This is a genomic window from Amycolatopsis sp. La24, assembly GCF_029087445.1.
In the GTDB taxonomy this organism is placed as follows: domain Bacteria; phylum Actinomycetota; class Actinomycetes; order Mycobacteriales; family Pseudonocardiaceae; genus Amycolatopsis; species Amycolatopsis nivea.
In genome coordinates, this window is sequence record NZ_JARACH010000024.1 from 41,485 (window position 1) to 65,182 (window position 23,698).

20 protein-coding genes are annotated in these 23,698 nt (G+C 69.0%); 9 read left to right on the plus strand and 11 right to left on the minus strand.

The window, feature by feature from the left end:
* The 3 genes from PUT80_RS22905 (at nt 1) to PUT80_RS22915 (ending at nt 4,237) form a co-directional block, all read left to right on the plus strand.
* Nucleotides 1–501, plus strand: coding sequence for a DUF3830 family protein (locus tag PUT80_RS22905; RefSeq protein ID WP_009082826.1), 501 nt, complete (start codon nt 1–3; stop codon nt 499–501).
* Nucleotides 502–1,283: 782 nt separating this feature from the next.
* Nucleotides 1,284–2,669: an FAD-binding oxidoreductase gene (locus PUT80_RS22910; RefSeq protein ID WP_101437897.1), complete on the plus strand. Its 1,386-nt coding sequence runs from the start codon at nt 1,284–1,286 to the stop codon at nt 2,667–2,669.
* Between the two features lie 5 nt (nt 2,670–2,674).
* Entirely contained in the window at nt 2,675–4,237 is a 1,563-nt protein-coding gene (locus tag PUT80_RS22915) for an acetolactate synthase large subunit (RefSeq protein ID WP_101437896.1), read from the plus strand.
* On the opposite strand, the gene PUT80_RS22920 is transcribed toward PUT80_RS22915, so the two are convergent.
* The 6 genes from PUT80_RS22920 to PUT80_RS22945 all read right to left on the minus strand — a co-directional run bounded on the left by PUT80_RS22920 (nt 4,234) and on the right by PUT80_RS22945 (nt 12,858).
* Nucleotides 4,234–5,712 carry an MFS transporter gene (locus tag PUT80_RS22920; protein WP_343076898.1) on the minus strand — a complete coding sequence of 493 codons (1,479 nt, stop codon included), beginning with the start codon at nt 5,710–5,712 and terminating at the stop codon, nt 4,234–4,236. The two genes, PUT80_RS22915 and PUT80_RS22920, sit on opposite strands and share 4 nt — an antisense overlap.
* 56 nt (nt 5,713–5,768) lie before the next feature.
* Complete coding sequence (locus PUT80_RS22925; protein WP_078870625.1) at nt 5,769–5,966, minus strand: DUF3761 domain-containing protein; 198 nt, start codon at nt 5,964–5,966, stop codon at nt 5,769–5,771.
* The gene (locus tag PUT80_RS22930; RefSeq protein ID WP_037817118.1) at nt 5,911–6,363 is read right to left on the minus strand and encodes a hypothetical protein; all 453 of its coding nucleotides are present in this window, start codon (nt 6,361–6,363) and stop codon (nt 5,911–5,913) included. The genes PUT80_RS22925 and PUT80_RS22930 overlap by 56 nt, the downstream gene beginning before the upstream one ends.
* 38 nt (nt 6,364–6,401) lie before the next feature.
* Entirely contained in the window at nt 6,402–9,230 is a 2,829-nt protein-coding gene (locus PUT80_RS22935; RefSeq protein WP_275293382.1) for a hypothetical protein, read from the minus strand.
* A 236-nt stretch (nt 9,231–9,466) separates the two neighbouring features.
* Entirely contained in the window at nt 9,467–11,638 is a 2,172-nt protein-coding gene (locus tag PUT80_RS22940) for a 3-hydroxyacyl-CoA dehydrogenase NAD-binding domain-containing protein (RefSeq protein ID WP_037817120.1), read from the minus strand.
* 8 nt (nt 11,639–11,646) lie between these two features.
* On the minus strand, nt 11,647–12,858 hold the full coding sequence (locus tag PUT80_RS22945; RefSeq protein ID WP_037817122.1) for an acetyl-CoA C-acetyltransferase: 1,212 nt from the start codon (nt 12,856–12,858) through the stop codon (nt 11,647–11,649).
* A 160-nt stretch (nt 12,859–13,018) separates the two neighbouring features.
* On the opposite strand from PUT80_RS22945, the gene PUT80_RS22950 reads away from it, so the two are divergent.
* The 4 genes from PUT80_RS22950 to PUT80_RS22965 all read left to right on the plus strand — a co-directional run bounded on the left by PUT80_RS22950 (nt 13,019) and on the right by PUT80_RS22965 (nt 18,202).
* Nucleotides 13,019–14,200 carry a TetR/AcrR family transcriptional regulator gene (locus PUT80_RS22950; protein ID WP_275293383.1) on the plus strand — a complete coding sequence of 394 codons (1,182 nt, stop codon included), beginning with the start codon at nt 13,019–13,021 and terminating at the stop codon, nt 14,198–14,200.
* Between the two features lie 186 nt (nt 14,201–14,386).
* The gene (locus PUT80_RS22955; protein ID WP_275293384.1) at nt 14,387–15,565 is read left to right on the plus strand and encodes a low temperature requirement protein A; all 1,179 of its coding nucleotides are present in this window, start codon (nt 14,387–14,389) and stop codon (nt 15,563–15,565) included.
* Nucleotides 15,566–15,666: 101 nt separating this feature from the next.
* Nucleotides 15,667–16,962 (plus strand): acyl-CoA dehydrogenase family protein, encoded by a 1,296-nt coding sequence (locus tag PUT80_RS22960; protein ID WP_275293415.1) that lies wholly within the window; start codon nt 15,667–15,669, stop codon nt 16,960–16,962.
* A 28-nt stretch (nt 16,963–16,990) separates the two neighbouring features.
* Complete coding sequence (locus tag PUT80_RS22965) at nt 16,991–18,202, plus strand: acyl-CoA dehydrogenase family protein (RefSeq protein WP_037817130.1); 1,212 nt, start codon at nt 16,991–16,993, stop codon at nt 18,200–18,202.
* Between the two features lie 63 nt (nt 18,203–18,265).
* Here the strand turns inward: PUT80_RS22965 and PUT80_RS22970 are convergent, their stop codons facing one another.
* Nucleotides 18,266–18,628 (minus strand): helix-turn-helix domain-containing protein, encoded by a 363-nt coding sequence (locus PUT80_RS22970; protein WP_037817131.1) that lies wholly within the window; start codon nt 18,626–18,628, stop codon nt 18,266–18,268.
* A gap of 75 nt (nt 18,629–18,703) precedes the next feature.
* Here PUT80_RS22970 and PUT80_RS22975 point away from each other — a divergent pair, with 75 nt between their 5' ends.
* Nucleotides 18,704–19,630, plus strand: coding sequence for an NADP-dependent oxidoreductase (locus PUT80_RS22975; RefSeq protein WP_275293385.1), 927 nt, complete (start codon nt 18,704–18,706; stop codon nt 19,628–19,630).
* A gap of 10 nt (nt 19,631–19,640) precedes the next feature.
* On the opposite strand, the gene PUT80_RS22980 is transcribed toward PUT80_RS22975, so the two are convergent.
* Nucleotides 19,641–20,588, minus strand: coding sequence for an NADPH:quinone reductase (locus PUT80_RS22980; RefSeq protein ID WP_275293386.1), 948 nt, complete (start codon nt 20,586–20,588; stop codon nt 19,641–19,643).
* Nucleotides 20,589–20,696: 108 nt separating this feature from the next.
* On the opposite strand from PUT80_RS22980, the gene PUT80_RS22985 reads away from it, so the two are divergent.
* Nucleotides 20,697–21,092 carry a hypothetical protein gene (locus PUT80_RS22985; RefSeq protein ID WP_037817136.1) on the plus strand — a complete coding sequence of 132 codons (396 nt, stop codon included), beginning with the start codon at nt 20,697–20,699 and terminating at the stop codon, nt 21,090–21,092.
* On the opposite strand, the gene PUT80_RS22990 is transcribed toward PUT80_RS22985, so the two are convergent.
* From PUT80_RS22990 to PUT80_RS23000, 3 genes are all read right to left on the minus strand, one after another.
* Nucleotides 21,085–22,140 (minus strand): alpha/beta fold hydrolase, encoded by a 1,056-nt coding sequence (locus PUT80_RS22990; RefSeq protein WP_037817139.1) that lies wholly within the window; start codon nt 22,138–22,140, stop codon nt 21,085–21,087. The two genes, PUT80_RS22985 and PUT80_RS22990, sit on opposite strands and share 8 nt — an antisense overlap.
* Nucleotides 22,141–22,243: 103 nt before the next feature.
* Complete coding sequence (locus PUT80_RS22995) at nt 22,244–23,110, minus strand: SDR family oxidoreductase (RefSeq protein WP_275293387.1); 867 nt, start codon at nt 23,108–23,110, stop codon at nt 22,244–22,246.
* 60 nt (nt 23,111–23,170) lie between these two features.
* Entirely contained in the window at nt 23,171–23,680 is a 510-nt protein-coding gene (locus tag PUT80_RS23000) for a GNAT family N-acetyltransferase (RefSeq protein WP_275293388.1), read from the minus strand.
* Nucleotides 23,681–23,698: the final 18 nt, after the last annotated feature.

Below are 23,698 nucleotides of genomic sequence, written 5' to 3' on the forward strand. Positions count from 1 at the left end.
ATGGCGCGCTACATCACCATCAGCCTCGACAAGCGCGGCGTCACCTGCCGCGCACGGCTGCTCGACGACGAAGCACCGCGCACCTGCAAGGCAGTGTGGGACGCACTGCCGCAGAGCGGTTCGGCCTACCACGCGAAGTACGCGCGCAACGAGGTCTACACGCTCGTGCCGCCCTTCGCGGAACCCAAGCCGGGCCGCGAGAATCCGACCATCACCCCGATCCCGGGCGATGTTGTCTACTTCGGATTCGAGGCGTGGGAAATCGGCAACCCGGCGTACGGCTACGACGAGGGCAGCGAGGCGCACAGCGACCAGGGTGCCACGGATCTCGCGATTTTCTACGGCCGCAACAACCTCCTGATCAACGGCGACGCGGGCTGGGTGCCCGGCAACGTGTTCGCGACGATCGAGGAAGGCCTGTCCGAGATGGCCGCGGCCGCGCAGGATCTGTGGCTGCGCGGCGTCGAAGGCGAAACGCTGTCGTTCGCGCGCGCGGACTGACGAGTCACCCGGCAAGGGCCGGTTCCTCCACTGCGGAGGGACCGGCCTTTTTCGCGATCCGATCGGGCGGATTGTCCCGCCAGAGTGAAGCCGGGTTAACCCTCCGCGATCATGGACGAGACCCGGATCCCCTGCCGGACAAGGGATCCCGGCCTGTTGATCACCCGGCGGTGTGAACCTCGGGAACTCACCAATCGTGGCTTCGCCTTCACCGGTTCGAGGGGCGACGCCGCCCGGTTGCCGCAGCGCGTTTCTGCTACCCACGGTGATCGGAGCCGGCGCCCGCTACGAACCGTGGCGAAGAGTCCACAGTGCACCCCCGGCGGCAAACACGAAAGCCTTACATGTTTAACATGGGAAGATTCCCCGGCCGCCGATTCCTTGCCAGCACAGGGAAATCCGCGTTTTGACACCGTGAGCGCGCCGGTGGAAATCTGCGTTCGCTCCTCGCGAGAGCACCAAGGAAGAACAATCCGAACAAGGAGCCCCTCAATGCAGATGTTCACCCAGCACGCGCACCACGGCCACGACCTGATCTCGGGTCTGCTCGCGCACCTGGCGCACGTGCTCGGCTGGCTCGTCTGACCGGCACCGAGGATTAACCCAGGGGCCGGCCTGTTGGCGCGGGCCGGTCCCTGCTTGGGTTCTCTCCCTCCTGGCCACGCGCGCGGCGTGGCCTTTTTCGCGCCCGCGTGCGCTAACGTGAAAACTATTCATGGCCAGCTCCGCGGCAGAGCGGCTAGGCTGCGGCCACGACGTACGCGCGCGCACGAGGGAGTGGCATGAGCGAGATCGCAACACAGCTGGCAGGTGCCGTCGGAGCGGGGAACCTGTTGACCGGTGACGCGATTTCCGACGACTACGCGCACGACGAGGCGCTCAGCACGCCGGGCCAGAAACCGGCGTACGTCGCGAAGCCAGCCAGCGCCGAAGAGGTCTCCGCACTGCTGAAGATCGCCGCGGCCGAGGGCATCCCGGTGACCGCGCGCGGGTCCGGCAGCGGGCTGTCCGCCGCGGCACGGCCGGTCGAGGGCGGGCTGGTCGTCTCGTTCGAGCGGATGAATTCGGTGCTCGAGATCGACACCGGCAACCACGTCGCCGTCGTCCAGCCGGGCGTCACGCTGGCCGAACTCGACGCGAAGACCGCCGAGCACGGCCTCACCTACCCGGTTTATCCCGGCGAGCTGAGCGCGAGCGTCGGCGGCACCGTCGGCACCAACGCCGGCGGGATGCGCGCGATCCGCTACGGCATCACCCGGGGCAACGTCTCCGGCCTGCAGGCGGTGCTCGCGACCGGCGAGATCATCCGCACCGGCGGCCGGATGTCGAAGATCTCCAGCGGCTACGACCTCACCCAGCTGATCATCGGCTCCGAGGGCACGCTCGCGCTGGTGACCGAGGTGACCGTGAAGCTGCAGCCCCGGCTGCCGCACGGCGCGACCGTGCTCGCCCCGTTCGACGACTTCGAGCAGGTCATGGCGGCGGTGCCGAAGATCGCCGCGAGCGGTCTCGCCCCGCAGATCCTCGAGTACATCGACAACATGACGATGGCCGCGATGGTCTACAACGACAAGCTCGAGCTGGGCGTCCCGGCGGAAATCCGGGACCGGACCCAGGCGTATCTGGCCGTGGCGCTGGAAAACCGGGTGGCCGACCGGCTCGACGAGGACGTCGAAGCGCTCGGCGAACTGCTCACCGAACTCGGCGCGGTCGACGCGTACGTGCTCGAAGGCGGGGCCGCGCGCAAGCTGATCGAAGCTCGCGAAAAAGCCTTCTGGAACGCCAAAGCCGCGGGCGCGGACGACGTGATCGACGTGGTGGTGCCGAGGACCGCGATGCCGCCCTTCCTGGCCAAAGCACGCGCGCTGGCGATGACGACCGGCGGCGGCGCGATCGGCTGCGGGCACGCCGGCGACGGCAACGTCCACCTGGCGATCTTCTGCAAGGACCCGGACACGCGCTCCCAGTTGCTGACCGACATCTTCGGCTACGCGTACGAACTGGGCGGCGCGATCTCCGGCGAGCACGGCCTCGGCCGCACCAAGACGAAGTACTACGAAAAGCTCGAAAACCCGGCGAAGCTCGATCTGCTGCGCCGGGTCAAGGACAGCTTCGACCCGACCGGGATCCTGAACCCCGGCGTTCTGTTCGCGCGAACCGGAAAGTGAGCACAGTGACCACGCTCAACGGCGCCCAGTCCCTCATCCGCACGCTCGTCGACAGCGGGGTCGACGTGTGCTTCTCCAACCCCGGCACGTCGGAGATGCACTTCGTCGCCGCGCTCGATTCGGTGCCGGAGATGCGCGGCGTGCTCGCACTGTTCGAGGGGGTCGTGACCGGTGCCGCGGACGGGTACGCGCGGGTCGCCGGCAAGCCTGCCGCGACGCTGCTGCACCTCGGTCCGGGTCTGGGGAACGGCCTGGCGAACCTGCACAACGCGCGCCGCGCGCACACGCCGGTGGTCAACGTGATCGGCGACCACGCCACCTATCACAAGCAGTACGACGCCCCGCTGGAGTCGGACATCGACGCCGTCGCGGGCTCGCTCGAAGGCTGGGTGCGCCGGTCCGGGCACACGAAGGACGTCGGCGCGGACGCCGCGGCAGCGGTCGCGGCCGCGCAGGACGCGCCGGGCCGGGTCGCGACGCTGATCCTTCCCGCCGACGCGTCGTGGGGCGAGGGCGGCGAAACGTGCGCGCCGATTCCGCCGCGCGTGCCGCAGACGGTCGACGCGACGACCGTGCAGAAGATCGCGGACGTGCTGCGCAGCGGCGAGCCCGTGGCGTTGCTGATCGGCGGATCCGCTTGCCGCGAAGCCGGTTTGCGCGCGACCAGCCGGATCGTCGCCGCGACCGGGGTGAAGGCGTTCGCCGAAACGTTCCCGGCGCGGCTCGAACGCGGGGCCGGCCTGCCGAACATCGAACGGCTGGGGTATCTCGCCGAACAGGCCAAATACCAGCTGGACGGGATCAAGCACCTGATCGTCGCGGGCACGAAGGCGCCGGTGTCGTTCTTCGCCTACCCCGGCATGCCGAGCGAGCTGACCCCGGAAGGCGCGGACGTCCACGTCCTCGCGACGGTCGGCCAGGACATCCCGGCCGCGCTGGAAGCGGTCGCCGCCTTGGTCGCCGCGGACACCGAACCGGTCCTGCAGGGGCCCGGACGGCCGGAGCTGCCGAGCGGTCCGCTCACCGTGCAGAACTGGGTCGACGTGATCGGTGCGCTGCTGCCGGAGAACGCGATCATCGTGGACGAGGCGAACACGTCCGGGCTCATGCTCCCCGCCGCGACGGCAGGCGCGCCGCGGCACGACGTGCTGACCCTGACCGGCGGCGCGATCGGCTACGGGATGCCGGTGGCGGTCGGCGCGGCGATCGCGGCACCGAAGCGGCCGGTGATCAACCTCGAATCCGACGGCAGCGCGATGTACACGATCTCGGCGCTGTGGACGCAAGCGCGCGAGAACCTCGACGTGACCACGGTGGTGCTCAACAACAACGCGTACGCGATCCTGCGGATGGAGTTGCAGCGCGTCGGTGCGTCCGGGGACGGACCGCGGGCGAAGGACCTGCTGGACATCGGCCGTCCGGACCTGGACTTCGTCAAGATCGCCGAGGGCATGGGCGTTCCGGCGACCCGCGCGACGACCGCGGAGGAACTGGCCGAACAGTTCCGGCGGGCAGTCGCCGAGCCGGGACCGCATCTGATCGACGCGGCTGTTCCGCCGCTGCTCTAGACGCGGGCGAGGTCCGGGCTGGCGGCATGGAACCGCGGCACCACCGAGGTCAACGCCAGCCCGGCCACCGCCGCGACCGCGGCGACCGCGAACGTCGCGCGGAAACCGGCGAGCGACGGCACGGTGAACGAGCCGACGGTGATCGTCAGATGGGCGAGCATCGTGGCCATCACCGCGCTGGAGGTCGAGGTGCCGACGGAACGCATGAGCGAGTTGAGCCCGTTCGCCGACGCCGTTTCGGTGACCGGCACCGCGCTCATGATCAGCGCGGGGATTGCGGCGTAAGCGATTCCGACGCCCGCCCCGATGATCACCGACGCGATGATCAGCTCGATCGCGTTGGCCATCAGGAAAATCGCGAAGAGGTACCCGACCGCGATCACGGTCGCCCCGGTCATGAGCGTGACGCGGGCGCCGTAGCGGTTGGTCAGCCGTGCGGACACCGGGGACAGCGCCATCATCACCAGACCGTTCGGCGCGAGGCACAGCCCGGCTTGCACCATGCTGAGCCCGAGGCCGTAGCCGGTAACCGACGGCGCCTGCAGCAACTGCGGGAACGACAACGACATCGCGTACATCGCGAAACCGACCAGGACCGACGCGAGGTTCGTGAACAGCACCGGCCGCCGCGCCGAAACGCGCAGATCGACCAGCGGGTCACGGCGGCGCAGCTGATGCCAGCCCCAGGCAGCGAGAACGACCACTGCCGTCGCGGCGAACCCGAGCGTCGCCGGGCTGCCCCAGCCCCACTCGCCGCCCTTGACGATCGGCAGCAACAGGCTGGTGAGGCCGACGATCAACCCGAGCGTGCCAAGGAAATCGAAGGGCGCGGGCGTGCGGACCGGCGATTCCGGAACGAACCGCAGGATCAGCAGCGCACAACCGAGCCCGAGCCCGGCCGCACCCCAGAACAGGACGTGCCAGTCCGCGTGCTCGGCCACGATCGCCGCGACCGGCAGGCCGATCGCGCCGCCGACGCCGAGCGTCGCGCTCATCAGCGAAATCGCGCCGCTGACGCGTTCCGGCGGCAGTTCGTCGCGCATGATGCTGATTCCGAGCGGGATGACGCCCATCGCGCATCCCTGCAGCCCGCGGCCGACGATCATCAGCGCGAGCGAGCTGGTGAGCGCCGAGACCACGGATCCGGCGATCAGCACCGCCAGGCTCACCAGCAGCACGCGGCGCTTGCCGTAAAGATCGCCGAGCCGCCCGGCGACCGGGGTGCACACCGCCGCCGCGAGCAGCGTGACGGTGACGACCCACGACGCGTCCGTCGGCGTGGTGTTCAGCAGTCTCGGGAACGCCGGGATCAACGGGATGACCAGCGTCTGCATGAACGACGCGACCAGCCCGCACGAGGCGAGCACCACGATGATCGGCCCCGAACCCGCCCGCGCCACCACGTCCCCCGCTCCGTATGCCGTACCGGATTCGCACGCTACCGGGCGCGGCGGGCAGAACGGGCGGTTCGTGATCGATCCGACTTAGCGGACTGGTCCGTTTGGCCCAATGCTCGCTGGGGTCGTCGGGTTCACAGCCACTGTTTGACGCCGCCGTGACCGGAGCAGGTGCCGGAACGGTGCTGGCTGTAGATGTAGGTGCTGTCGTTGCACTGGGCGGTCGCGCGGTCGCGCCGCCCGGCAGCAGGGCGAACGCGAAACTCAACCGTCGAGTCAGTCCTTCGCGAGCCGGGAGATCGTCGCCAGCATTCGCCGCACGCCGAAAACATGGCCGCCGCTTCCGACGACGAGCAAGCGGTAGCCCGCTCCGGCCACGCCGGGGAACCGGGCCCGGCTTTCGGCGCGGACCACGGTCTCTGCGGCGGAGACGGATTCGAGCCGGAAGGTGAGGCGGTACTCGGAAAACTGGTGTCGTCCGGCCAGTGCGAGCTGGTGCGGCGGTTCGGCGACCACGACTCGGAAGCCGGGCACGGTGGATCCTTCCGCGAGCGGACGCGGACCGGTTGCCTTCCAATCGGCGCAGCGGACCGCCCAGGCGTACGCGGTGGCCAACCTGCCGGAGAAGCGTTCGGCGACCTGATTGACCGCGCGCCAGGTGGTCTCGGCGTCGGCGGGCACGGTGACGCGATGTTCGTCCAGGACGGGCAATTGCTCTTCGGCGGTCATCGGCTCCTCCGCGGGCATCGTCTCACGCGCCCGCGGGCTCAGCCGTCCGCGGGACACCACGGGTCCGGGGCGCGCAGGACCGACTTGCCGCAGAAGCCCTGGAGCGCCGGGTCGACTTCTCCGCCTTGGACCTGCAGTACCGCGAGCGATTTGTCCTGTGGGACGTGCCTGCCGATGTCGCCGCCGTAGTCGATGGTTCCGCTCACTCCCTCGATGTATTTGTTGATCTGGTTCGCGTCCGGCCGCGAGGTGTGGATCGCGGCGATCTCCCGCCACACCGCACCGGGCGTGACCGGGATTTTCGACGACGTCTCCCGCAGGTACGCGGTCGCGGTGATCATCACCAGCGCGGCGTCGTAGGACAACGCCGCGTGGCCGTCGAACGAGCGGCCTTTTTCGGTGTGTTCAAAGGAGAATTTGGCATTGAGCGTGGAGTAGAAGTCACGCGCGAGACCTTTCGCCGGTGTGGCCGGCGCGTTCGCGAGCGCGAAATAGTAGTACGGCAGCGCGCGATGATCTTCTCGCGCAACGGAGTCGGCGACGAAACGCGCGACGTCGTCGTCGCCGATGATCGTCGCGGTGCTGCCGCATTGTGCGGCCCCAGCCAGGAACGCTCCGAAATCGGGGACGCCTCGGCCGGCGAAGAACGCGTACCCGTCGTAGGAGCAGCTGTCGCGCCCGGCCGCACCCGCGTTGCCCACGAGCCGGTCTCCGTAGCGGAGATGCGCGGACCTCGCTTTTTGCCCTTCGTCCGGGACGAAAGCGCGTGCTTCGACCGCGAAACCCTTGCCCTTGAACTCTTTCAGCAGATTGTCGCGAAGATTGGGACTGTAGAAGTCAGTGTCGTCGTCGGAGTAATAGATGCGAAGCGAGCGCGGGCCGGGGCGCTGGGCGGCAAAGGCCGCGGTCACCGCGGCTTCCCGGCGGTTTTGCGGTGCGACCTGGAAGTAGATCGGGTTCTGGTCCGCGAGCTGATCGGCGGTGAGGGTCGCGGCGACCATCGGGATGCCCGCGTCGCCGAGTGCGCGGATCGTGGTGGCGGTCGGCTCGCTGCTCATGTCGAGTCCGACCACGCCGACGATGCTGGGATCCTGTTTCGCCATCTCCAGCAGGGTGCGCGCGACCTGCGCGCCCTGGAGCATTCCCTTGCCGCCGTTGGCGATCAGCATGCGCACGATCGGTTCGGCCGCCGCGGTCGCGTCGAGCTGCCGCGACTGCGCGACCGCGAAGCCCTCCAGCGATTCGCGTTCCGCGGTGAGTCCCTCGGCGGTGCCGTTCGACGACGTCAGCGCCTCCAGGTCGACCAGCGTGATGTACGGCCGTTCCGGATGCTGCTGGTGCAGTTCCTCGGCCCGCCGGTTCTGGTCCGCGACCACGGCTTCGACCTGCTGGATCGTCCCCTCCTTGTCGACCGGGGAGAACAGCGTGAAGGTGCCGTCGGACACTCCGACGCACTGGTCGTCCACCCGGCTCAGCCACTCGCTCGACGTGCCGCAGTGACTGTCCAGAAAGGACTGATAACGCACCACGGCGAACGCGGCGACCAGCGCGAGCACCACCGCGGGCACCCCGGCGCGGATCCAGCGCGTCGTCCACCACGCCGCCCGCCCGCGTCCGCCGGACAGGTCGTAGTGCTCGCCGAGCGCCAGCATTCGCTTGCGTACCTCGGTTTCCTCGGCCTCCGTCTGCGGCACGTCGAGCCCGATCGGCAGGTACCAAGCGGTGGGGCGGCGAGCGCGCCGGTCCGCGCTGAGCCGGTTCTGCCACACCCGGTACGCACCGGCGGCGTCGGTCGCGTGGTACTTCGGCCGGTCCTCGCTCGGCGCGGCGTCCGGCGGCGGGGCCTGGCTCGCGCTCACCACGAGCAGCGGGTCGAAGAGGCCGACCTGGTTGCGGACGTCGTTCATCAGCCGGAGCAGCCGGTAACCGCCGTTGGCGGGACCGACCTCGTCGAGCAGCAGCACCGGATAGGTCATCCGGCGCCGTCGCCAGAACTGCCACGGCCGCAGCCGGTACTCGCGGCGCAGGTCTTCCAGGAACGCGTTGACCAGCAGCCGCGCGACGTACTCGGGCGATTCCTTCTGCCATTCGCCGTCGGTGAGCCGCAGCGCGAAGCGCACGAAACTGCCGGACATCTCCGGCGCGAGGTGCGGCTGGCGCAGGAACCACCGGTACCGCCCGGACAGCCCGGGCACGCGCCCGGTGACCGCGAGCCGGAAGGTGCCGAACGTCAGCAACCGCAGCAGCAGCAACGGAAATCGCCACGCCGGATGCTGCGGCACCAGCTCGCGGCTGACACTGTCGATGGCCGAGCGGAAGCGGACCAGCAGGCCGTTCTCCTGCAGCTCGCGCAACAGGGTGCGTTCGGGATCGGTGTCGCCGTCCGGAAACTGCTTCGCCATGAGCTGATCGACCAGCGTGAACAGCCGGAACCGCAACCGGCTTTCCCGGGTGCGGCCGCTGCGGACGAGGCTGTTGCGGACGTGCCACAGCAGGTCGCGTACGGCGTCGACGCTCTCCTTGGTCGCCTCGGCGGCGGAATCGGTGTCCGGCCGATCGGCGAGGGGCAGATAGACCGAACGCACGGTGCCCGCCGGTTCCGCGTTCTGCAGCCGGGACGCCAGCTCCTTGAGCACGCCCGCACGCGCGTCGCCGACGAGGCACACCATGGGCAGCCCGCGCCGCCCGGCGCGCTCCCGGTGATAACCGGGACGCCATTCCCCGTCGTCCAGCAATTCCCGCGGCCGGTCGCCGCTTCGAGGTCGTTGGTAAAGCGCCCCGATGAGCTTGACGAGCCGATCCGCACCAGCGAACGCGAGCTGCTCCCCCGCGACTGCCACCGTCTGGTCCATGCCGAAGTAAACCACGCGGCTCAGGGGAGGGGTCCCGGAATTATGCCGCCATGCCAAGGATTTCCGCCCTCGGACAGCGGCCATTCGAGTAGTCCGGGTTCAGCCTTCCGGGCGACCCGCGTTCACGCTCAGCGACCGCGGACCACCATTCCTTGATCACCTTACGAAAACAGCAGAAATCGTCCTGAATAGACATGAAAAACGGGGCCGCCCCGGAAAAACCGGAGCGGCCCCGCCGAGAATATTCTTTTTTACTCGTAAATCTCGCCCTTGGCGGCCTTCTCCACCAGCGACTGCGGCGGCTCGAAGTGGCTGCCGTACCGCGCCGCCAGTTCGCGGGCCCGGTCCACGAAGCCCTGCAGGCCGCCCTCGTACTGGTTGATGTACTGGATCACGCCACCGGTCCAGGGCGGGAAACCGATGCCGAAGATGGACCCGATGTTCGCGTCCGCGATCGAGGTCAGGACGCCCTCGTCGAAGCACTTCACCGTTTCCAGCGCCTCGGCGAAGAGCATGCGCTCCTTGAGGTCCTCGAACGGCACGTCCGCCGAACCCGAGTTGAACGCCTCGCGCAGGCCCGGCCACAGACCGGTGCGCTTGCCGTTCTCGTCGTACTCGTAGAAGCCCGCCCCAGTGGAACGGCCCTTCCGGTCGTACTTGTCGAGCATCGTGTCGATGACGGCCTCGGACGCGTGCGCGTTCCAGGTGCCGCCCGCGGCCTCGATCGCGGCACGGGTTTCCGCGCGGATCTTGCGCGGCAGCGTCAGGGTCAGCTCGTCCATCAGCTGCAGCGGCGGCGCCGGGTACCCGGCCTGCGAACCCGCCTGCTCGATCGACGCCGGCTCGACGCCCTCGCCCAGCGCGGCCACGGCCTCGTTGATGAAGGTGCCGATGACCCGCGAGGTGAAGAAGCCGCGGCTGTCGTTGACGACGATCGGGGTCTTGCGGATCTGCAGCGTGTAGTCGAAGACCTTCGCCAGCGTGGCGGGCGACGTCTTCTCGCCGCAGATGATCTCGACCAGCGGCATCTTGTCCACCGGCGAGAAGAAGTGGATCCCGATGAAGTCCTCGGTGCGCTGCACGCCCTCGGCGAGGGTGGTGATCGGCAGCGTCGAGGTGTTGGAACCCAGCACCGCGTCCGCGTTGACGATGCTCTCGATCTCGCCGAACACCTTGTGCTTCAGCTCGACGCTCTCGAACACGGCCTCGATGACGAAGTCGACGCCGGCGAAGTCGGCCGGGTCGGCGGTCGGCTTGATCCGCGCCAGCAGCGCGTCCGACTTCTCCTGCGTGGTCTTGCCGCGCGAGAGCGCCTTCTCCTCGAGCTTGACCGCGTAGCCCTTGCCCTTGTCAGCCGCCTCCTGCGAGACGTCCTTGAGGACCACGTCGATGCCCGCCTTCGCGGACACGTAGGCGATCGCGGCGCCCATCATCCCGGCGCCGAGCACGCCGACCTTCTTGGCGGTGAACTTCTCGAACCCGTCCGGACGCGAACCTCCGGAGTTGATCGTCTGCAGGTCGAAGAAGAACGCCTTGGTCATGTTCTTCGAGACCTGCCCGATCGCCAGGCTCACGAAGTAGCGCGTCTCGACCTGGATCGCGGTGTCGAAGTCGACCTGCGAACCCTCGATCGCGGCGGCGAGGATCGCGCGCGGCGCGGGCATCGGCGCGCCCTTGAGCTGCTTGCGCAGGTTCGCCGGGAACGCGGGCAGGTTCGCCGCGAAGCTCGGGTTCGACGGGGTGCCGCCCGGGATCTTGTAGCCCTTGACGTCCCACGGCTGCACGCCGCCCTCGGGGTTGGCCTTGATCCACGCCTTCGCGGCGGGCACCAGCTCGTCGACGGTGTCCACGACCTCGTGCACCAGGCCGATCTCCAGCGCCTTGCGCGGCTTCATCCGCTGGCCCTGCAGCAGGACGTTCAGCAGCGCGCTCTGGATGCCGAGCAGCCGCACGGTGCGGACCACGCCGCCGCCGCCGGGCAGCAGGCCGAGGGTGACCTCGGGCAGGCCGATCTGGCTGCCCTTGACGTCGGCCGCGATGCGGTGGTGCGTCGCCAGCGCGATCTCGAGGCCGCCGCCGAGCGCCGCGCCGTTGATGGCCGCGACGACCGGCTTACCGAGCTGCTCGAGCCGGCGCATCTGGCTCTTCATCGCGCCGCTGGACGCGGTGATCTCGGCCGCGTGCTCCGGCTTCGCCTGGATCAGGTCGCGCAGGTCGCCGCCGGCGAAGAAGGTCTTCTTCGCGGAGGTGAGCACGACACCGGTGATGTCGTCCTTCTCCGCCTCGAGCCGGTCCACGGTCGCGGCGAGCGACTCGCGGAAGGCCTGGTTCATCGTGTTGGCCGACTGGTCCGGGTCGTCCAGGGTCAGCGTGACGATGCCGTCGGAATCCTTGTCCCAGCGGATGGTCTTGCTCTCGGTCATCTCGGTCCTCACACCCGCTCGATGATGGTCGCGACACCCATGCCGCCGCCGATGCACAGCGTCACCAGCGCCCGGCGCGCCTCGCGGCGCTCCAGCTCGTCGACCACGGTGCCGACCAGCATCGCGCCGGTGGCGCCGAGCGGGTGGCCCATGGCGATCGCGCCGCCGTTGACGTTGATCTTCTCGTCCGGAAGGTTCAGGTCCTTCTGCCACTTGAGCACGACGGACGCGAACGCCTCGTTAAGCTCCCACAGGTCGATGTCGTCCGGGGTCAGGCCCGCGGTCTTCAGCACCTTCTCGGTGGCAGGCGTCGGACCGGTCAGCATGATCGTGGGCTCGGAGCCGATCGAGGCGGTGGCGACGATGCGCGCCCGCGGCGTGAGGCCGAAGGTCTTGCCCGCCTGCTCGGAACCGACCAGCACGATGGCCGACCCGTCGACGATGCCGGACGAGTTGCCGCCGGTGTGCACGTGGTCGATCTTCTCGACCTGGTGGTACTTCTGGAGCGCGACGGCGTCGAAGCCGCCCATCTCGCCGATCGTGGTGAAGGCGGGCTTGAGCTTCGCCAGACCCTCCACAGTGGACCCCGGACGGCGGTGCTCGTCGTGGTCGAGGATCGTGACGCCGTTCATGTCCTTGACCGGCACCACGGACTTCGCGAAGTAGCCGCCGGACCAGGCCGCCTCGGCTTTCTCCTGCGAGCGGACCGCGAAGGCGTCGACGTCCTCGCGGGAGAAGCCCTCCATCGTCGCGATCAAGTCCGCGCCGATGCCCTGCGGGGCGATGTAGTGGTCGTACGCGGTGGCCGGGTCCATGAACAGCGCGCCGCCGTCGGAACCCATCGGCACGCGCGACATCGACTCCACGCCGCCCGCGATGACCAGCTGGTCCCAACCGGAGCGGACCTTCTGCGCGGCGACGTTCGTGGCCTCGAGCCCGGACGCGCAGAACCGGTTGAGCTGCACGCCCGCGACGGTCTGCGGCAGGCCCGCGACGAGCGCGGCGGTGCGCGCGATGTCCGCGCCCTGCTCGCCCACCGGGGACACGACGCCGAGCACGATGTCGTCGATCGCCTGCGGATCGAGGTTCGGGTGGCGGACCTTCAGCTCCTGGATGAGGCCGACCACCAGGTCGACCGGCTTGGTGCCGTGCAGGGCACCGCCCTTGTTCTTGCCCCGGGGCGTGCGCAACGCCTCGTAGATGTAGGCCTCGCTACTCACTGAACAACTCCTCCGCGAAGCGGCATGGATGGACACTGCGGTGTATCTCGCGGCCGACTATACCGGCCAGTAGGTGCTAATGGCCATTAACATAAGCCCGATGAACCCCATGGTGTCAATGGGTTGCCGTAGTTTCGATTAGCGCTATGGTCAGTTCACCATGAGTACGTATCCCGCCCGCGGCACGCGCCCTCGCGACCGCAAGGCCCAGCTCGCTGCCGTCGCGGCCGAGCTGTTCCGCGCGCGGGGGTTCCACGGCGTCGGAATCAATGACATCGCCGCGGCGGCCGGGGTCACCGGCCCCGCGCTGTACCGGCATTTCGCCGACAAGCAGGCGATCCTCGCCTACGTCGTGCTCGCCGGGATCGACGACATGGAGTCGGCCACCGCGGCCGCGCTCGCCGATTCCGCGCCGCCGCTCGCCCAGCTGGACGCCCTGCTCACCGGCCTCGCGACGCAGGCGGTCGAGCGCCGGGAGATCGCCGCGCTATGGCGCTGGGAGGGTCCGCATCTGCCGCGCGAGCAGCGCCGGGAGATCCGCCGCCGGTCCGGCGCCGTGCTCGACGCGTGGACGAAAGCCCTGCTCACCCTGCGTCCCGAGCTGTCCGCGGACGAGGCCGAACTGCTGTGCTGGGCCGCGCTGTCGGTGTTCGGGAGCGTCGCGGTGCACCACACGTCGGTGGCGCGCAAACGCTTCGTGCCGCTGCTGGTCGAACTGGCGCAGACTGTGCTCAACGCCTCACTCCCGGTCCCGGACGAACCCGCGCCGCCGGTCGCGAGCAGCCTCGGCACGCCGTCCCGCCGCGAGCAGGTGCTGACCGCCGCGACCGGGCTCTTCGCCGAACGCGGCTTCCACACGGTGAGCATGGAGGACATCGGCGCGGCGGCAGGCATCGCCGGGCCCAGCGTGTACCGGCACTTCCCCAGCAAGGCCGCGCTGATGGTCGCGATCGGACACCGCGCCGCCGACCGGCTCGCACTGGCCGCCGAACAGGCACTGCAGGCCCCGGACGAACGATCCGCACTGGGCCGGCTCGCCGCGTCGTACGTGCACATCCTGCTGCGCACGCCGGAACTGCTGGTGTCCTTCACCGCGGACCGCGCGACCATGCCGCAGCGGGACAAGGCCGATCTGCGCCGCGTCCAGCGGGACTACGTCGACCAGTGGGTTTCCTTGCTGTGCGCGGTGTTTCCGGAGCTTCCGGCGCGCGAGGCGAAGATCCGGGTGCATGCCGCGCTGACCATCGCGAACGACCTCAGCCGGACCGGGCGGATCAAGAACAGGCCGCATCTGCAGACCGAGCTGACGGCGGTACTGCACGCGGTTCTCGGGCTCGGCTGACGGCGGTCGCGGCGGGCGGGCAGACCACTTCGCAAGTGGTTCTCTCTCAAAAGTTGTTGCAACTTCACTAGTGAAGTACTTCAGAGGTGAAGTCACAACTTCTGAGAGAAGAGAACCTCGCGAGGTCGGTCGCACGCTGTCAGCGAAACCGCCCCGATCGGTCGCCCATCCGTGTCAGCATCGGCCGTGCCCACGAGACTGCTGCATCTGGTTCGCGCGGACGAAGACCACCGCGTCACGACCCTTGAGCTTTTCTTCGATCTGGTCTTCGTCTACGCCATCACGCAGACGACCGAACTGATGGCCGGACACCTGAGCCTCCTCGGCGTCGGCGAGGGACTGCTGGTGCTGATGGTGCTGTGGTGGTGCTGGTGCAGCTACGCGTGGCTCGGCACGACCATCCACGTCGACCACGGCATCGCCCGGCTGGCGATGTTCGGCGCGATGGCGGTGATGTTCCTCGTCGCGCTCACCGTGCCGCAGGCACTCACCAGCCAACCGGGCGGGCTCGACGGGCCGTTGCTGTTCGTCGCTTGTTACGGCGTCGTGCGGCTGCTGCACATCGTCGCGTACGCCGGGGCCGCGCGGCACGACGCCGAACTGCGCCTGGTGCTGCTGAAGATGCTGCGCGGACTGCTCCCGAGCCTGGCTTTGCTGGCCGTCGCCGATGTCGTGGGCGGGCCGTGGCAGCCCGCGTTGTGGGTGGTCGCGCTGGCGGTGGACTATCTCAACGTCTATCTGACCGGTCCCGCCGGCTGGCGGCTGCACTCGCCCGCGCACTTCGCCGAGCGGTTCGGGCTGATCGTGATCATCGCGCTGGGCGAATCGGTCGTGGCGATCGGCATCGGGATCGGGCACGTGCCGATCACCGGGCTCGTCGCCGGGTCGGCGATCTGCGGGATCGCGCTCGCCGCCGGGATGTGGTGGACGTACTTCGATCTGGTCGCCAACGTCGCCGAACGCAGGCTCGCCCAAGCCGAAGGCCTCGCGCGGACCAAGATCGCCACTGACTCCTACACCTATCTGCACCTGCCGCTCATCGCCGGCATCGTGCTCGTCGCGCTCGGGTTGAAGACGACGTTCCTGACCCTGGACCACAGTCCGGCGGACGCACTGCACGGCGTCGCGCTGTGGGCGCTGACCGGCGGGCTCGCGCTGTATCTGGTCGCGCTCAGCTCGCTGCGGCGGCGCAACCTCGGCAGCTGGAACCGGCAGCGGCTCGTGCTCGCGGCGCTGCTGCTCGCCCTCACCCCGCTGCTGGGACACGTGCCCGCGACCTTGCTGCTGCTGATCGTCACGGCCTCGGTCCTGCTTCTCATCGCCTTCGAACGCACGTCGCTGGCCCGGCGGCCGGTCGTCGGGTGAGCCGGGCCGCACTGGCGGATTCCGCATCGCCGCGCTAACCTACTCGTGAGTAGGTAACGCGAGGGAGATGCTGCATGGCTGCGCCAAGGAAACGAGACGCGATGGGCCTCGGCCTGGCCGCGCTCACCCGGTTGGCCGGGAGCAAGGCGATCGACCGGGTCGGGCTGCGCGGGCCGGTGCAGAACCTGGTCAAGACGGGGACCCGCAGCGGGTTCCGCGCGGCGGGGGCGGCGACCAGGTCGTTCACCTCGGTCCAGCGGCTGGGCAAACCGGCGCGGCTGGCGAAGCCGGACGACCGCGGGCTGTTCGACCTGACGCCGGACGAGGACCAGAAGCTCATCGTCGAGACGGTCAGCGAGTTCGCCGCCGAACAGCTGCGTCCGGCCGCCGCGGACGCCGACGAGAAGCTCGCCGCGCCGGAGGGTCTGCTGAGCCGCGCTGCCGAGCTGGGCGTCAGCCTCGTCGGGATTCCGGAAGAGCTGGGCGGCGCGGGCACTGAGCGTTCGGTCGTGACGAACGCGCTGGTCGCGGAGACGCTCGCGCACGGCGACCTCGGACTGGCGGTGGCCGTGCTGGCCCCGTCCGCGGTGAGCACCGCGCTGGTCGCGTGGGGCGACGAGCAGCAGCAGGCCGATTACGTGCCCGCGTTCACCGGCGAGCAGGTGCCCGCCGCGGCGCTCGCGCTGCTGGAGCGGACGCCGTTGTTCGACCCGTTCAAGCCCGCCACCAAGGCGAAGCGCACCCCGAAGGGCTACCAGCTCGACGGCGTGAAGTCGCTCGTCCCGCGTGCGGCGGAGGCCGAGCTGTTCATCGTCTCTGCCGACCTGGAAGGCCGCGGACCGGCGCTGTTCCTGGTCGAATCGTCCAACGCGGGCGTGACGATCGAGTCCGAACCCGCGATGGGCCTGCGCGGCGCGGCCACCGGGAAGCTGCACCTGGAGAAGGTTTCGCTGCCCGCGGGCGCACTGCTCGGCGGCGGCAAGGCGGACGTGTTCACCGAGGTGATCCGGCTTTCCCGGCTCGGCTGGGCGGCGCTCGCCGCCGGTGTCGGCAAGGCCGTGCTGGACTACGTGGTGCCTTACGTGAACGAGCGCACCGCGTTCGGCGAACCGATCAGCCACCGGCAGGCGGTCGCGTTCTCGGTGGCGGACATCGCGATCGAGCTGGAGGGCCTGCGCCTGGTCACGCTGCGCGCGGCGGCCCGGGCCGAACAGGGCAAGGAATACGCGCGGGAAGCGGCGCTCGCCCGCAAGCTCGCGACGGACAAGGGCATGCAGATCGGCAACGCCGGCGTGCAGCTGCTCGGCGGGCACGGGTTCGTGAAGGAGCATCCGGTGGAGCGCTGGTACCGCGACCTGCGGGCGATCGGCGTGATGGAAGGCGCCGTCCTCCTCTGATCCTTTTTCTTGCTCCGAAAGGCAACTCATGATCAACCTGGAAGCTCCGAAGAAGGCCGGCGCGCTGATCAACCAGGCGTACCAGGCCGCGGCCGAGGTGTTCCGGCCGATCTCGCGCAAGTACGACCGCGCCGAGCACACCTATCCGTCCGAATTGGACATGTTCGCCGCGCTGCTGGACGGACTCAATTCCTCCGGCGAAGGCGGAGCGGGCGCGGCTGGCGTGCGCCGGTCCGAAAAGGACGACGGCCCCAAGGGAAACCGCAACGGCGCCAACCTGAACGTGGTGCTCGGCACGATCGAAATGTGCTGGGGCGACGTCGGCCTGCTGCTGTCCATGCCGCGCCAGGGACTCGGCAACGCCGCGATCGGCTCGGTGGCGACCGACGAGCAGCTCGAGCGGTTCAAGGGCCTGTGGGCCGCGATGGCGATCACCGAACCCGGCTGCGGTTCGGACTCGGCCGCCATCACCACGACGGCCACCGAGGACGGCGACGACTACATCCTGAACGGCGAAAAGATCTTCGTGACGTCCGGCCAGCGCGCCGACGCCGTCGTGGTCTGGGCGACGCTCGACCGCACGAAGGGCCGCGCCGCGATCAAGTCGTTCGTGGTGGAGAAGGGCACGCCCGGCTTCGAGGTCGTGCGCGTGGAACACAAACTCGGCATCCGCGCGTCCGACACCGCCGTGCTGCGCTTCGAGAACTGCCGCGTGCCGAAGGAAAACCTCCTGGGCACACCGGAAATCGACACGGCCAAGGGTTTCGCCGGGGTCATGCAGACCTTCGACAACACCCGCCCGCTGGTAGCCGCGATGGCAATCGGCGTCGCCCGCGCCGCGCTGGACGAAACCCGCCGCATCCTCACCGAAGCAGGCGTGGTCATCGACTACGACCGCCCGGCCCTGACCCAGCACGCCGCGGCCGCGACCTTCCTGCAGTTGGAGGCGGATTACGAGGCCGCCTACCTGCTGACGCTGGAATCGGCTTGGATGGCGGACAACCGTCAGCCGAACTCGCTGCAGGCTTCGATGGCCAAGGCGAAGGCTGGGCGGACCGTGGTCGATGTGACGCTGAAGTGCGTCGAACTGGCCGGATCGTATGGGTACACGGAGGAATCGCTGCTGGAGAAGTGGTCCCGGGATGCGAAGATTCTGGACATTTTCGAGGGGACGCAACAGATCCAGCAGCTGATCGTGGCTCGGCGGGTGCTGGGGAAGTCGTCGGCTGAGCTGAAGTGATCGAGACCGCTCGGCCCGCTCGCCGGTAGCGGGCCGAGCGGTCTTCTCAGTCGACGCCGTCACTCAACTGTTCTGTTGAGCCGAATCCAGCGCATCCAAAACGGCGTCCCCATTAGCCCGAGCCCACTCCGTCAGCGTATGGATGGGCTCGATCAACGTAGCTCCCAGCGACGTCAACTCGTACTCGACCCGCGGTGGTGCCTCCGCATACGCCTGGCGGCGAACGAGCCCGTGTGCTTCCAGCCGGCGCAGCGTCTGGGTGAGCACCTTCCTCGAGATGCCGCCGATCAGCTCGACCAGGTCACCATGCCGGACCGGGCCCTCGCTGAGGCCCGCGAGCACGACCACGGTCCACTTGTCGGCGATCAAGTCGACGGCCAAGCGCGCTGGGCAATCGGCGAGGAAGATGCCGCGGGTACCGCTCATGGAGTCCAAGGTACCCGCAGGTACCTATCGGATTCCTAGCCTGGTTTTCGTACCCCTCCAGAAACCAGGAGAGTCATGCGAATCATCACCCAGAAAGAGCTCGGCGGTCCCGAAGTGCTCACGATCGTGGACGCGCCGGAGCCCCGGGCCTTGCCTACCGAAGTCCTCGTGCGCGTCAAGGCGATCGGGCTCAATCCGTTGGAGGCGCGGCTGCGCGAGGGCGAGTTTCCGTTGCTCGGGCAGCCGCCGTTCGTGCTCGGGTGGGACGTCAGCGGCGTGGTCGAAGAGGCGTTGAGCTGGCGGTTCCGGCCTGGCGACGAAGTGTTCGGGATGCCGTTGTTTCCCCGCGCGGCCAACGCGTACGCCGAGATGGTGGCTGCTCCGGCCTTGCATCTCGTCAAGAAGCCGAAGGAGCTTTCGCACGTCGAGGCCGCGGCGTTGCCGGTCGTCGGGTTGACGGCGTGGCAAGGGTTGGTCGACCTTGGCGGCGTGACGGCGGGCGATCGCGTTCTGATTCACGGCGGTGGCGGCGGGGTCGGGCATGTCGCGATCCAGCTTGCCAAAGCCCTTGGCGCGCATGTGATTACCACCGCCAGTGAGAGCAAGCGGGAGTTCGTCGAGGGGCTCGGTGCTGACGAAGTCATCGACTACACGAAGGTCGATTTCGCTGAAGCTGCCAAAGATGTCGACGTTGTGCTCGACACGCTTGGCGGCGACGCGGCTGAGCGTTCGCTGGGGGTGCTCCGGCCAGGCGGGCACCTGGTGACGGCGGTCGCGGAGGAGGACACCGCGCTGATCGCGAAGTTCGAGGCGGCCGGGATGCGGTTCAGCGGCATCGCGGTCGAGCCTGATCCGATCGCACTGCGGGAACTGGTCGCGCTCGTCGAGCAGGGCAAGCTGCGGGTCCACGTGCAGGAGACGTTCCCGTTCGAGCGCATCGCCGACGCGCATCGGCTGCTCGAAGGCGGTCATCTGCGGGGCAAGGTCGTCCTCACCGTGTGACGTCGCGGGATTAGACCTCCAGCACGATCCGGCCTCGCGCCTCGCCTGACTCCTGCAACCGGTGTGCTTCCGCCGCCGAGGCCAGGGGCAGGCGAGTGCCGATCCGGGGCCGGAGGATTCCGGTGGACAGGCCCCGGTTGATGACGCGGGCAGCGGAACCCAGCGCGGTGACACCGGCGTTGCTGATGGCGAAACCGCGGATGCTGGCGTCGCGGGTGTACAGCTCGCCGATCGGCAGCGTCGGTTTCGATTCCATTCCGGCCATCGCCACGATGCGGCCGCCGCGGGACAGGAGTGGCACCGCCGAGACCAGGTCGTGCTTTCCGGCGTTGTCCCACAGCAGATCCACCACGGGGAGTTTGCGGTAGAGGTCAGGATCGGAATAGTCGAAAACCTCTTCGGCACCGCATTCCCGGCACCATTCCGCGTCCTCGGCGCGGGCGGTCGCGACGACGCGCAGGCCGGCGGTCGAAGCAAGTTGGACGACCGCGCTGCCGACGCCGCCCGCCGCGCCGAGGACCGCGATCGTCTCGCCGTACCCGGCGCCGGCGTGTTCGAAGAGGCCCAAATACGCGGTGGCGGCGGTGTGCAGGACCGCGACGGCGTCGTCGGAAACCCCGTCCGGCAAGCGATAAAGCCGTTCCTCGGGCACCGCGCAGTACTCGGCGAAGGAGCCTTGCCGACCGTCGTGGCCGAGGCTGTTGCACCACACTCGGTCGCCGGGAGCGAAACGGTCTACTGGCGACGAGACAACAGTGCCCACCAGATCCCGGCCGATGACGAACGGATACGAAAGGGCCGTGGGATAAGCGCCGGAGCGGATGAAGGTGTCGACGTGGTTCACCGTCACCGCGGAGACTTTCACCAGCACCTCGCGCGGCCCCGGCTCGGGGTCCGGGAGCTGCCCGACCCTGATCTGGGAACTGTCGCCGAGCGACGTCACGTATGCAGCGATCACCGCTTCACGGTACCGCCGGTTTTTCACCGACTTCGCGCGGATATCGGATTGATCTCCGCCGTCCGCAATTCACCCGGAAAGCCGCGGAAATGCCCTAATCTGCCCGGCATGACCGCTCCGGTGGCGCCGGCCGACCTCAAACAGGCCCGCATCTTCATGTGGATCCAGGTCGCGCTGAGCGCGATCGGCCCACTGCTGCTGGCCGGGATGGCCGGGGTTTCGCTGATCGAGCTGATCAGCCTCACGCAGCTCTACATCGCGATCACCTACGCGACCGCTATCGCGCTCGCGGTGTGCGCGGTCGTATTGCCCAAGCGCCAGCAATGGGCCTACGTGACCGCAGCGGTCATCGAAAGCCTCCTGGTGCTGAACAGCGTCGTCACGCTGCTCAGCAAGGGCTTGCCCGGGCTGCTGCCGCTGATTTTCTCCGGGCTCGCGCTGCGGGCGCTGCTCACCCGCGACGTGCGGACGTGGTTCTTCCCGGCGCAGCCCTCGGCTAGCTGACCCGGTCGTCCAGGAACTCGTCCAGGTACCGCCAGGTCGTGCCCCGGGCGCGGCGTCCGGTGAGCACGCCGAGGTGCCCGCCGGGCGCGGTGCGGAACCGGACCTCCGGTGCGTTCTCCAGCAGCTGCACCACGCGTTCCACCGACGCCCGCGGCGCGATGGTGTCGTTTTCGCCCGCCACCACCAGCATCGGCGTCTTCACGTCGGACAGGCTGATCTTGCGCCCGTTCAGGTCGACGGTGCCCTCGGCGAGGTCGTTGGTACGGAACAGGCGGTGGTACAGCTGGCCGAACGTGCGCCCGGGATAGGCGTACATGTTGTCCATGAAGTGGTCCACGGCCTCGATCTGCGCGAGGTAGTCGCGGTCGTCGAGGTTCTTCAGGATCGCCAGCGGTTTCGTGATCTCCTTGGAGATCCCGGTGGCGCGGAAGACCCGGGTGACCAAATAGGACGGTGCGCCGCCGAACACCCGGTACACCGGGGTGAGCAGGTGCCCGCCGGTGAGGTCCACGAGCGGGCGGAACGGCGCGACGATCGGGATCGCGGTGAAATCGACCGGCGAGCCGACCGCGGTGATCGATTCGATCGGCAGGCCCGGCTGGTCCGCGCTGACCAGCATCGAGAAGATCCCGCCGAGCGACCACGACACCAGGTGCACGCCCTGTCCGCCGGCGTCCTCGCTGACCTTCCGGATCGCCCTCGGCAGCACCTCGTCGATCCAGTGCTCGATGCCGAGCCTGCGGTCGGAGAACGCGACCATGCCGTAGTCGACCAGGTAGGTCGGGCGTCCGCCCTCGACCAGGTGCTCGATGAGGCTGCAGCCGCGGCGCAGGTCGAAGCACAGCGCGGGCGCGGCCAGCGGCGGCACCAGCAGTACCGGCGGGCCCGAGGTCGTGGCCGCGCCGTGCGTCATCCGGTACACCGACCGGTTGGGCCCCTGGTCGATCAGCACCCTCGGCATCGGCCGCAGATCGGCGACCCCACCCTGGAAAACCTTGCCCACGACATTGGCCGCCGCGGCAGCCAACCGGGCCGGTGGGGAAACCATGCTGCGCCTCCTGGAACTCGTCGTCTGCCGGGCATCTTGCCGTGCGCGCGGGCACGGCATCAACACGCCACTCCCGCAAGCACCCGGCAAGCGCACGTCCGCCTCAGCTGCTCCCACCAGGCGGGACGGCCGACGGCGCGCTCCGGGCGGCCCTGCCCTCGTACTCGGCGCGCTCGGGCGAATGCGCGGCCGACGCGAGCAGTTGGTCACCGCCGAGGGCGCGCACCAGCCATTCGCCGAACGCGCGCGGCAACAGCCGGGTGATCCGGCCGGTCAGATCGAGCGATTTCGGGACGAAGACGTCGAACTTCGGCCGCTCCAGCGCGTCGACGATCGCCGCCGCGACGTCCTCGGGCCCCACTGACTTGATGAACCGCGCCTCGCCCAGCCCGGACGCGAGTTCGGTACGCACCACCGCGGGCATCACGCACGACACCTCGACACCGGTGCCGCGCAGCTCCAGCCGCACCGACTCGGACAACCCGACCACGGCGTGTTTCGTAGCGCAGTACGTGGCCGCTCCGGAGAATCCGGACTTTCCGGCCATCGACGCCACGTTCACGATGTGCCCGCGACCGCGCGGCTTCATCCGCATGACCGCCTCGCGCGTGCCGTGCACGACCGCGTGCACGTTGATCTCCAGCAGCCGCCGCGTGGCCGCGTCGTCCTCCTCGTCCAGCGGCGAAAGCGGCATGATGCCGGCGTTGTTGATCAGCACGTCGATCGGCCCGATGGTGCGTTCGACGTCGTCCAGGAACGCGGTGAAGGCGGCCGTGTCGGTGACGTCCAGCGGCGACGCGACCACGTCCGGGCCCAGCTCGCCGGCGGTTTTCTCGGCGCGGATCCGATCGAGGTCGCCGAGCACCAGCCGGGCGCCGCGCCGGTGCAGCGCGGCGGCGGTGGCCGCCCCGATGCCCTGCGCGCCGCCCGTGACGACAACGACCTTTCCGGAGAGCGACTGCCTCGCCATGGCGGACTCCTCAGTCTATTGACACTGTGCCAATATCGTCCTCCGGATCAGCCCGGGCCGCTATCCCCCAACCCGTTGCTCAAGGACCTGGCCGAGCCAGCCGTTGACAGTGAACTGCTCGGTCGGCTTGAAGCCCTGGCTCTCGTAGTAGCGCGGCAGATCGCCGTCGCCGCCCGCCCAGCAGTCGACGCGCACGAGGTCAATCCCGCGCCGTTTCGCCTCGTCCATCGCGTGCTCCAGCAGCCGCGAGCCGACCCGGTGCCCGGTGAACCGGCGGGAGGTGATCAACAGCCGCACGTACAGTTCAGGCTCGTCGACCTGCGGGGTGTACGGCATCGCCTGCCCGAGGATCAACGCGCCCGCGGGCTGTCCGTCGATCTCCGCCATCCGGAACCCGGGCTCGGCCGCGAACTCGTGCACGCGTTCGACGCGTTTCGGGTTCGTGCTCCACGGTTGCGTGCCCCATTGGCCCGCGCTGCCCCGCGCGACCAGCCATGCGACGGCGTCGTCGAAAAACCCCAGCAAAACGTCTGCGTCTCCGGCGGCCCCAGGCCGGATCGTGAACTCCATATCCCCACCATAGGGACA

Bases quoted from the DNA above. Each gene is read 5' to 3' on its own strand.
- PUT80_RS22905 (WP_009082826.1), top strand. From the start codon at position 1: ATGGCGCGCTACATCACCATCAGCCTCGACAAGCGCGGCGTCACCTGC.
- PUT80_RS22910 (WP_101437897.1), top strand. From the start codon at position 1,284: ATGAGCGAGATCGCAACACAGCTGGCAGGTGCCGTCGGAGCGGGGAAC.
- PUT80_RS22925 (WP_078870625.1), bottom strand. From the start codon at position 5,966: ATGTTTTCGGCGTGCGGCGAATGCTGGCGACGATCTCCCGGCTCGCGA.
- PUT80_RS22930 (WP_037817118.1), bottom strand. From the start codon at position 6,363: ATGACCGCCGAAGAGCAATTGCCCGTCCTGGACGAACATCGCGTCACC.
- PUT80_RS22940 (WP_037817120.1), bottom strand. From the start codon at position 11,638: ATGACCGAGAGCAAGACCATCCGCTGGGACAAGGATTCCGACGGCATC.
- PUT80_RS22950 (WP_275293383.1), top strand. From the start codon at position 13,019: ATGAGTACGTATCCCGCCCGCGGCACGCGCCCTCGCGACCGCAAGGCC.
- PUT80_RS22960 (WP_275293415.1), top strand. From the start codon at position 15,667: ATGGGCCTCGGCCTGGCCGCGCTCACCCGGTTGGCCGGGAGCAAGGCG.
- PUT80_RS22965 (WP_037817130.1), top strand. From the start codon at position 16,991: ATGATCAACCTGGAAGCTCCGAAGAAGGCCGGCGCGCTGATCAACCAG.
- PUT80_RS22970 (WP_037817131.1), bottom strand. From the start codon at position 18,628: ATGAGCGGTACCCGCGGCATCTTCCTCGCCGATTGCCCAGCGCGCTTG.
- PUT80_RS22975 (WP_275293385.1), top strand. From the start codon at position 18,704: ATGCGAATCATCACCCAGAAAGAGCTCGGCGGTCCCGAAGTGCTCACG.
- PUT80_RS22985 (WP_037817136.1), top strand. From the start codon at position 20,697: ATGACCGCTCCGGTGGCGCCGGCCGACCTCAAACAGGCCCGCATCTTC.
- PUT80_RS22990 (WP_037817139.1), bottom strand. From the start codon at position 22,140: ATGGTTTCCCCACCGGCCCGGTTGGCTGCCGCGGCGGCCAATGTCGTG.
- PUT80_RS22995 (WP_275293387.1), bottom strand. From the start codon at position 23,110: ATGGCGAGGCAGTCGCTCTCCGGAAAGGTCGTTGTCGTCACGGGCGGC.
- PUT80_RS23000 (WP_275293388.1), bottom strand. From the start codon at position 23,680: ATGGAGTTCACGATCCGGCCTGGGGCCGCCGGAGACGCAGACGTTTTG.